Below are 585 nucleotides of genomic sequence, written 5' to 3'. Positions count from 1 at the left end.
ATAACACAGGAGATAGAGGAGGGCCACAACCGCGGCGGCCACGTTGGCGCGAGCATCGTCGCGGGCGCGGTCGGCGTCGCCGAGGCCAACGACGTCGACGGCGAGACGTTCGTCGAGGCCTGCGTCCGCTCGTACGAGCTCTGCGCGCGCTTCGAGTACGCCATCTTCGCCATGAAGGCGCGGATGAACGAGGCGATACCGTGGCTCGTCCGCGACCCGCACTCGACGTGGACGACGCTCGGCCCGGCGCTGACCGCCGCCGTCTGCGCGGGGCAGTCGCCCGACGAGGTGCGCGAGACGGTTCGCACCGCGCTGAACCTCGCGGTCGTCTCCATGCACGACCCCTTCGCGGAGGGCGCGCCGTCGCGGAACGTCCCCGCCGGCTTCTCCGCGCAGGCCGGCGTGAGCGCCGCGACGCTGACCGCCGTCGGCCTCCGCGGGTCGCCCGCGGCGATGGAGGCCGTCTACGACCCGTTCGAGACGCTCCTCGCGGACGGCGAGTTCGCCGCGCTGTTCGACTCGCTCGGCGACGACTGGTGGCTCACCGAGGCCTACCAGAAGCCGTATCCGTCGTGTCGCTACACC

1 protein-coding gene is annotated in these 585 nt (G+C 72.0%); it reads left to right on the top strand.

Going from position 1 to position 585, the window contains the following annotated elements; translation table 11 throughout:
• A partial coding sequence (locus tag DVK01_RS21110) for an MmgE/PrpD family protein (RefSeq protein ID WP_147435229.1) occupies window positions 1-585 on the top strand: 585 nt, incomplete at both ends.

The sequence above is a fragment of the Haloarcula sp. Atlit-120R genome (assembly GCF_003665885.1).
Classification (GTDB): Archaea; Halobacteriota; Halobacteria; order Halobacteriales; family Haloarculaceae; genus Haloarcula; species Haloarcula taiwanensis.
The sequence above is the reverse complement of the archived record's forward strand: the minus strand, read 5'-3'. Positions and strand labels throughout refer to the sequence as shown.